Raw genomic sequence first — 7,944 nt, forward strand, 5'->3', positions numbered from 1 at the left:
ATATCCCCGATTTGTCTCAGGGTCATCTGAAACCCAAGCTGCCGCAATCCCCGTATCGTGGCGAATTTCATTTGGCGAGCACTCAGGAAAGCAGCGGCATCTGTGATCGCCACTCCAACGGAAATGGCTCCATGAGCCCCTTCAGCGTGACGTCCGAGCTCTGTTTCCCTTCCAGGATAGCTTCGACGATGTCGGGCGCAAGCAGCGTAAGGCGCAAGACACGGGCCATGTAGGTGAAGGCGATCCCCTCGCGCTCGGCCAGTTCGCCGATGGTGGCGAACTCTTCCGACTCCAGCATGCGCTTCCAACGGAACGCGCGGGCCAGCGCCTTGACCAGCGTGCTGTCCGCGCGCCGCGGCTGCGCAGCGCCTTCCGGGAGCTGCATCTCCTTGCGCCCGCCGCGCTTCACGATGCGGAATGGCACGTGGACTGTCACCGTCTTGGGGACCGCCGTCGCGCGGGTCATGCCGCGGCTCCGATGCTGCCAGACAGCATCTCGCGAGCGAGCCCTCCGAGGCCGTCCATCCGGAGCCGGACGTTCAACCCGCCTGTGCCGATGTCGACCCGCTCCACCAACAGCGCCACGATGCGGGCATGTTCGGCAGGAAACAGCCGGTCCCACAGCGGGTCGATTTGTTGCAGGGCCGCACGGGTGTCGGCCTCGGTAATGTCATCGGCGTGGGCGCGTGCCGCCTTCCACGTCCCCGCAACGATCTCGGGCTGGCGGAAGACTGCGCGCAGCTGGTCGATCACGGCGGCCTCGATCTCGCCTGCGGGTACGCGGCCGATCGGACAGGCCCCCGCGCCATGCTTCAGCACGGTCTGGCTGACATAGTAGCGGTAGAGTCTTGCGCCCTTGCGCGTATGGGTCGGCGAAAACGCAGCACCATCGGGACCGAAGAGCAGTCCCTTCAGTGGCGCGGGCGTCTCGGCGCGGGTGCGCGCAGCGCGCTTGCGCGGGCTCTCCTGCAGAATGGCGTGGACGCCGTCCCACTTCTCGCGGTCGATGATGGCGTCGTGCTCTCCGGGATAGCTTTCGCCCTTGTGCACCGCCTCCCCGATATAGGCGCGGTTGCTGAGCATCCGATAGATGTATTTCTTGTCGATCCGGTTGCCGCGTGGCGTGCGGATGCCGCGCTTCGCGACCTCCCGCGCCAGTTCCGTCCCGGATCCGATCTCTAGGAAGCGGGCGAAGATCCAGCGGACATGCGGGGCGGTTTCTTCGTCGATCAACAGTTTCCGGTTCTCGACGCGATATCCGTAGGGCGGGACGCCGCCCATCCACATCCCCTTCTTTCGGCTCGCGGCGACCTTGTCGCGGATGCGTTCAGCGGTGACCTCCCGCTCGAACTGGGCGAAGCTGAGCAGGATGTTCAGCGTCAGCCGCCCCATGGAGGTGGTCGTGTTGAACGACTGCGTCACCGAGACGAAGGTCACGCCGTTGCGGTCGAACACCTCGACGAGCTTGGCGAAGTCGGCGAGCGACCGGCTGAGGCGGTCGATCTTGTAGACCACGACCACGTCGACCAGCCCGTCCTCGATGTCCTCCAGCAGCCGCTTCAGGCCGGGCCGTTCCAGCGTGCCGCCCGAGATGCCGCCATCATCATACTGATCGCGGACCGGCACCCAGCCCTCGGAACGCTGGCTGGCGATGTACGCTTCGCAGGCCTCGCGCTGGGCGTGGAGGCTGTTGAACTCCTGCTCCAGCCCTTCCTCGGAGGATTTCCGGGTGTAGACCGCGCAACGCAACTTGCGCACGACCTTCGATTTTTCGGGCGGCTTCGTCACGTCCGCCCCCGCCGGTTCTTCAGCCCGAAGAACACCCACCCGTTCCAGCGTGTGCCGGTGATGGCGCGGGCGATGGCCGAGAGCGACTTGTAGGGCCGACCCTGCCATTCGAAGCCGTTCGTGGTGACGGTGACGACGTGTTCGACGCCCTGCCACTCGCGGATCAGCCGCGTGCCGGCGATGGGCATGGTGTCGGCGCGGACGCGGCTCTTCTTGCGATCGCCGCCGTCGAGTTCCTCGCCCAGCCGTTCCAGCCGCCGGACCGTCTCGGGCTTCAGCCCGCCATAGGCGAGTTCCTGGATCCGATAGGCCAGCCGGCTCTCCAGGTAGCGGCGGTTGAACGGCGGCGGCTCGCTGTCGAACAGGTCGCGCCACTGTGCCTTCAGTTCCGGCGTCGAGGCGGTCTTCAGCGCGGCGAGGCGCGCGGGGATGGGGTCGTGCTCGGTCATGCGGTTCTCCGTTGAGTTGGAGTTGCATGACGGCATCGGTCGGCCGGAGAGTGTAGGCGAATTTCTCCAGTACCGTCAGAAGGTTCACCCCGCTCGCGCTGCCGAAGCCGGACGAGCCCGAGCGCCAGCAGGCCGCACAACTCGGTGCGGCGTTCGGCAGGGGTCATCCGGTCGGGCGGCAGGGGATTGGGGCGTTTCATGAAGGGCGGGTCCGTGATGTCTCGCCCTTCTCCTACTCATCGCATTCGCGAACCGTCCCACGGAGTCCGGAAAGGCGCGGGTAGAGCCGCCTCGGACTCGACTCCCGGTTGTCTGGTCGGGTAGAACATAATCAGAACATGTCCGGCATTAGCGAGGTGAAAAAATGGGTTCAGACCTCAAGAAATTCGTCAATCCGAAATTCCTGAAGACTATCGATCTTGGCCTCATCAAGGAACTCTTTGCACGGCACTTCGAGCCGAAGGACGTGCCAATCGAATTCGATGGCGAAGATTCAGATGTCCGATCTGCGCTCGCGAAGCATTTCGAGGCGGCCGTCACCGCCTGGAACGAGGGCATGGTGGCCGATCTCCACCGGGTGGCAGACCTCGGAAGCAACGAGGGCATGCAGATCATCCTGAACGAGGCGCGGCGGCAGGGCGTGGTGCTCTATCCCGATCCCGAACCGGACGAAAAGGAGTCTGCGCCAGCCAGACACGACCCGAAGCATGTCGCGCTGCACACCTACCTGCATCACAAGAGCGTCTTCGAGGCGGCGGCCGACTTCCATGCCCTGCGGACCCCGACAGCACTGGCCGAGTTCCGAGGGCCGGAGCGCGACGTCAGCGCCGACCTGACGCCGGAGATCATCGACGCCTTCAAGGTTGCGGCGATGAAGCTTTTCGCCCGCGATCTTCAGGGCGAGTATTGCCGCCTCGGGCCCTACGAGGAGGACGGCGAGATCAACCTCGTCGTCAGCCATGGAGCCCCGGTCGCGACGACACCCGTGGTGGACGGCGACAAGGAAAAGATCATCCCACTGCGCGCCGTGAAATACGCCACGCTGCGCTACTCGCCGGCAGAGGCGCGGTTGTTCATCGGCGGGGTCGTGAAGGCCCAGCAGGCGGATCTCGCCGAGATCTTCGCCAAGCACGTCCTTGGCCGTCCCGGTTTCTTCTCGGGCAAGGATGCCCGCGACCTCTATACCCTCGATCCGATCAGCGAGGCTGGCCCCGACTTTGCTTTCGATCATCGCTACGACGACCGCATCCTCGACGTGCGGATCGTGGCCGCCGCCGCCGACCATTTCGAGTGGGACGAGGACGAGGCGAAATGGCGCTACGTCCGGACCTGGGAATCGAAGGACGCAACCGGCGCGCTGCGGCACTTCAAGGGCAGCGAAGTGCAGTTCGGCAAGGGCTGGCGGCTCGGCGAGATCTCGTTCCGCGTCTTCTTCAAGTCGGAGGGCAAGCGGCCTGCGCAGGTCACCGTGAAGCTGAAACCGCCGGGCACGCTCGCTTTTCGCCGGACGCGGTTCGAGAAGGCCGTCCACACGCTGATCGCGCGCCACGGGCTGGAGAAAGACCGCGATGCTGGCATGGTTGTGGATGCGGCTGAGTGACGGCGGCCCGCAGGTCTCGATCTCGGGCCGAGCGCTGCGTCGATTTCCCGAGCGCGAGGTCGAGCGCCTGCTGAGGAAGCGCGTGCTGATCGAGCATCCGAAGGCGGACAGCTGGTCGGTCTGTGCGCATTGTGATTGCGGCCTCGATGTTCGCCCGATCCGGCAGATCGGCGACGAACTGCGCGCATGCTGTCCGCACGATGCGGCAGAGGACGTGGTGCTCGAGGATGGCGACCTGACGCGGTTCGGCGTCGATGCCAACCGGCTTGCAGGGCAGATCGGCGCGAGCGGCGGTCTCGCCGGGGCCGTCACCACAGTCGTGGACGGAGTCTGGGCGATCGGCTCCGGGCCTGCCGGTCGGGTGCTCATGATCTGCGACGTCGCGGACCGGTTGGAGACGCCGGGCGCAATCCTCGCGCTGAAATCCGCGGCGGCGCCGCGACCAGTGACGGTCATCGCCAAGGAGCCGGAGCCTGCGCTGGTCCTGCGGCTACGCGAAGCCGGGATCGAGGTCCGCGCGCTTGCCGACATGGTCAAGGCAGATCCGGAGGGTGTCGACCGCCTGATCCTCGACGACCGGCGCACATCGACCGGCAGGATAAGGCTCGTCCTGCATCGCCAAGGGCAGTTCGCGGTGCTGGACGGTCGCCGCCTCGATCTTCCCCCGCAGATGTTCGCGCTCTTCAGAATGCTTGTCGAACGGTCGGTGCAGCGCGACCCCGTGCTCAAGGCGCAGGAGATCGAGGCGCAGTTTCAGCGAACACCGCGAGAGATCGTCCGGGACCTGCGCAGGGCCCTCGTCACCTGCGGCCTCACGGAAAAGGCGGTCGAAACGCTCGTGGAGACCGTCCGGTCGCACGGGTACCGCCTCGGCCTCGCGCCGTCAGAGGTCGCCATAGAGAACTGAGTGCCGTCGGGCACACACCCGGCACACATCAAACACACGCCAATCACACCGGCGGCCCGGCGGAGGTCGGCAGTCTCGGAGCATCAGAAACGATGTTCCGAGGCTTTCACCGATGTATCCCCCGATTTCTCCCTCCGACCTTGCCACGCTGATCGACGAGGCCGACGCCGCGGCGCGGCGTCTGCACCGCAAGCTGGCGCTCCCCGCGGCCGATCTCGACGATCTCCGCCAGGACCTTCTGGTCGATTTGATCTGCCGGCTGCCGGGCTTCGACAAGCGCCGCGGCTCCATCGGCGCCTTCGCCGGTCTCGTTCTCCGCAACCAGTGCTCGCGCATCGCGATCCGGCACCATCGCCAGCGCCGGGCGCAGGGCGGCACGATGCTGTCGCTCGACGCGCCCGTCGCCGGCAGCGCCGATCCGCTGGGCTGCCTGTTGGCGGAGACGGACGGGCTGGCCGCCTGGCATGGCCAGGATCGTTGCGCCGCGGCGGACGTCGAGACCCGCCACGATCTCGCCCGGGCGCTCGCCGACCTGCCGGAGGACGTCCGCGGGCTCTGCGCCGCGCTCGGCACCTGCGCCGTCGCCGACCTCGTCGGCCGCGACGGCATCTCCCGCTCCGCCCTCTACCGCCGCCTCGCACGCCTCCGGCTCGAGCTCGCCATGCGCGGGCTCGGGGGACGGTGGGACGGTTCGGAAGCCGCGTGAGTAGAGGGAGGACATGGAGATGCTCGTCATGCCCCCCACCGCTTTCACCCCGGCGCGGCCCCGGCCGCTGACCGACATCGAGTTCTGCGCCTGGATCGGGCAGGCGATGCCCGGCGACCGGCTGGAATACCACCGCGGGTTCCTCGGGATCGACACGACGGCCGTGATCTCGACGCTGCCGGAACCGGACCGCCGCAGGCTGGCCGCGCTGGCCGGCGCCGCGCACCGGGCCTTCGAGGCGGGCCTCGTCCACCTCGTCCAGGTGCGGCTCGGTCCGGACCGCTTCGCCTATCTCGCCATCGCCCGGACCAGGCCGCGTCGCACGCCGGTGCCGCTCGCCCGCCTCCTCGAAGACGCCGATGCCGCCTGATGGCCCTGCCATTCCCCTCCAATGGAGACCCCGCCATGCCGCACCCCGACAATGCCCCCCGTTTCGACGATCTCGAAGGTCTCGCCCTCGGCGACATCGCGGCGCTGCCGCCCGAGATGCTGCTGGATCTGCAGACGACGGCGCTCGCCGAGACCGCCCGCGTGAAGCGGCTGCGGGACCGGCTCGAGGCCGGCATCGCGCAGCGCTACGAGGCCGCCGCCGCGGCCGAGCGGGCCGCGCAGGGCAAGACCAGCGGCACCGTGCGGGTCGAGGACGAGGGCGTCGTCATCGTCGCCGACCTGCCGAAGAAGGTCTCCTGGGATCAGGACCGCCTCGCCGCGATGGCCGAGCGCATCCGCGCCGCCGGCGACGATCCCACCGAGTATCTCGAGATCGCCTACCGCGTGCCCGAGCGGCGCTTCGGCGCCTGGCCCGCGGCGATGCGCGAGGGCTTCGCGGACGCGCGCAGCGAGACCACCGGCAAACCCGTCTTCCGGCTCGAGGCTCGAGACCGGTGACGCGCGGCGGCGGGACGCCCGGTCGGCAACGCCGGGCAGGTTCCCCTTCGGCACCCGGTCACCCCCGCCGCCGCGCACCCTGAACGCAACCTCCGGAGAACCCCATGGCCTTCCGCATCATCACCGCCGACGAACGCCTCTCGGCCGCCGAGAACAAGACGTCCCTCGCCATCTTCGGCCCGCCCGGCGTCGGCAAGACAACGCTCCTGAAGACGCTGCCCGCCGAGGAGACGGTCTGCCTCGACCTCGAGGCCGGCATGAAGTCGGTGCAGGACTGGCGCGGGGACTCGATCCCGGTGCGCAGCTTCACCGATTTCCGCGACCTCGCCGTACTGATCGGCGGGCACGATCCGGCCCAGCATCCAAAGTCCTGGTACGGCGCCGAGTATCACGCCTGGCTGCAACAGCAGTACCTCGGCACCGGCATCGAGGACTTCCTCGCCCGGAAACGGATCGTCTTCGTCGACTCGATCACCGACCTGACGCGGCAGGCCATGGCCTATGCCCGCCAGCAGCCGGAGGCCTTCTCCGAGCGGACCGGCAAGCCCGATGTCCGCGGCGCCTACGGGCTCCTGGGCCGCGAGGTGATCCAGGCGCTGAAGCACCTGCAGCACGCCCGCGGCAAGACGGTAATCTTCGTCGGCGTGCTCGAGAAGGTGACCGACGAGTTCGGCACGGCGACCTGGCAGCCGCAGATGGAGGGCACGAAGGCCGGGCGCGAGTTGCCGGGCATCGTCGATCAGGTGGTCTCGATGCAGCTCTTCGGCCGCGACGCCAAGGGCGACTGGACCCTCGATGAGACCTCCGCCGAGCGCCGGCTCGTCTGCCGCTCCGGCAACCCCTGGGGCCTTCCCGCCAAGGACCGCTCCGGCCGCCTCGATGTGACCGAGGCGCCCGATCTCGGCGCGCTGATCGCGAAGATCGACGGCCGCGCCCCGGCCCACACCGCCACCCTCTCCTGATTCAGACGCAAAGGACAGATCCATGAGCTACGATCTCAACGACGCACAGCCGCAGATGGCCCCCATCGGCGAGCTGATCCCCGACGGCACCTTCGCCAAGGTCCGCCTGACTGTGCGCCCCGGCGGCGTCGACGGCGCCACGCCGATGGACGCCAAGCTCCTGAAGGCCTCGCAGTCGAGCGACGCGAAGATGCTGGACTGCGAGTTCACCATCCTCGAGGGCCCGCATGCCCGGCGGAAGTTCTGGCAGAGCTTCACCGTGGCGGGCGGCAAGGTCGACGAGAAGGGCCAGTCGATCGGCTGGAAGATCTCGAAATCCACCTTTCGGGCGATGGTCGACAGCGCTCTCGGGCTCGATCCCAGGGACGAAAGCCCCGACGCCAAGGCCAAGCGGGTGCTGCCCGGGCTCAAGCATCTCGACGGCATCGTCTTCGCTGCGCGCATCATGGTGGAGCCCGCTTCCAACCCTCAATACCGCGACCAGAACCGGATCGCGAACGTCGTTCTGCCCGATGAGCCGCAGCATGCCGCGATCATGCGCGGCGAAGCCGTTCCACCGGAGCCCGTCAACGCCCCGCCGCGCAAGGCCGCGAGCGCGCCGGCGCCGGGCTGGCAGGCGCCCACGCCGGCATGGGGCGCGCAAC

General features: G+C 67.9%; 10 protein-coding genes. 7 read left to right on the top strand and 3 right to left on the bottom strand.

Features of this window, described 5'->3' with window-relative positions; translation table 11 throughout:
• Positions 1 to 82: 82 nt before the first annotated feature.
• From DDE13_RS16530 to DDE13_RS16540, 3 genes are read right to left on the bottom strand one after another with little or no spacing between them, the layout of a single operon-like run.
• A complete protein-coding gene (locus DDE13_RS16530) occupies positions 83 to 466 on the bottom strand; it encodes a hypothetical protein (protein ID WP_111405388.1) in 384 nt (127 codons plus the stop codon).
• Positions 463 to 1,788 carry a recombinase family protein gene (locus tag DDE13_RS16535; RefSeq protein ID WP_111405389.1) on the bottom strand — a complete coding sequence of 442 codons (1,326 nt, stop codon included), beginning with the start codon at positions 1,786 to 1,788 and terminating at the stop codon, positions 463 to 465. Before DDE13_RS16535 ends, DDE13_RS16530 begins: the two co-directional genes overlap by 4 nt.
• The gene (locus DDE13_RS16540; protein WP_111405390.1) at positions 1,785 to 2,237 is read right to left on the bottom strand and encodes a DUF2924 domain-containing protein; all 453 of its coding nucleotides are present in this window, start codon (positions 2,235 to 2,237) and stop codon (positions 1,785 to 1,787) included. Before DDE13_RS16540 ends, DDE13_RS16535 begins: the two co-directional genes overlap by 4 nt.
• A gap of 364 nt (positions 2,238 to 2,601) precedes the next feature.
• On the opposite strand from DDE13_RS16540, the gene DDE13_RS16550 reads away from it, so the two are divergent.
• The 7 genes from DDE13_RS16550 to DDE13_RS16580 form a co-directional block, all read left to right on the top strand.
• The gene (locus DDE13_RS16550; protein WP_111405392.1) at positions 2,602 to 3,837 is read left to right on the top strand and encodes a hypothetical protein; all 1,236 of its coding nucleotides are present in this window, start codon (positions 2,602 to 2,604) and stop codon (positions 3,835 to 3,837) included.
• On the top strand, positions 3,806 to 4,744 hold the full coding sequence (locus DDE13_RS16555) for a helix-turn-helix domain-containing protein (protein WP_162631058.1): 939 nt from the start codon (positions 3,806 to 3,808) through the stop codon (positions 4,742 to 4,744). Before DDE13_RS16550 ends, DDE13_RS16555 begins: the two co-directional genes overlap by 32 nt.
• Positions 4,745 to 4,856: 112 nt before the next feature.
• Entirely contained in the window at positions 4,857 to 5,450 is a 594-nt protein-coding gene (locus DDE13_RS16560; protein WP_111405394.1) for a sigma factor, read from the top strand.
• Positions 5,451 to 5,478: 28 nt separating this feature from the next.
• On the top strand, positions 5,479 to 5,820 hold the full coding sequence (locus DDE13_RS16565) for a hypothetical protein (protein ID WP_235868744.1): 342 nt from the start codon (positions 5,479 to 5,481) through the stop codon (positions 5,818 to 5,820).
• Positions 5,821 to 5,855: 35 nt separating this feature from the next.
• Positions 5,856 to 6,338: a hypothetical protein gene (locus tag DDE13_RS16570; protein ID WP_111405396.1), complete on the top strand. Its 483-nt coding sequence runs from the start codon at positions 5,856 to 5,858 to the stop codon at positions 6,336 to 6,338.
• Positions 6,339 to 6,442: 104 nt separating this feature from the next.
• A complete protein-coding gene (locus DDE13_RS16575) occupies positions 6,443 to 7,300 on the top strand; it encodes an ATP-binding protein (protein ID WP_111405397.1) in 858 nt (285 codons plus the stop codon).
• Positions 7,301 to 7,322: 22 nt separating this feature from the next.
• Positions 7,323 to 7,944, top strand: a 622-nt coding sequence (locus DDE13_RS16580) for a hypothetical protein (protein WP_111405398.1), incomplete at its 3' end; no start/stop codon positions are given.

This window comes from Meridianimarinicoccus zhengii (assembly GCF_003254465.1).
GTDB classification, from domain to species: Bacteria; Pseudomonadota; Alphaproteobacteria; order Rhodobacterales; family Rhodobacteraceae; genus Meridianimarinicoccus; species Meridianimarinicoccus zhengii.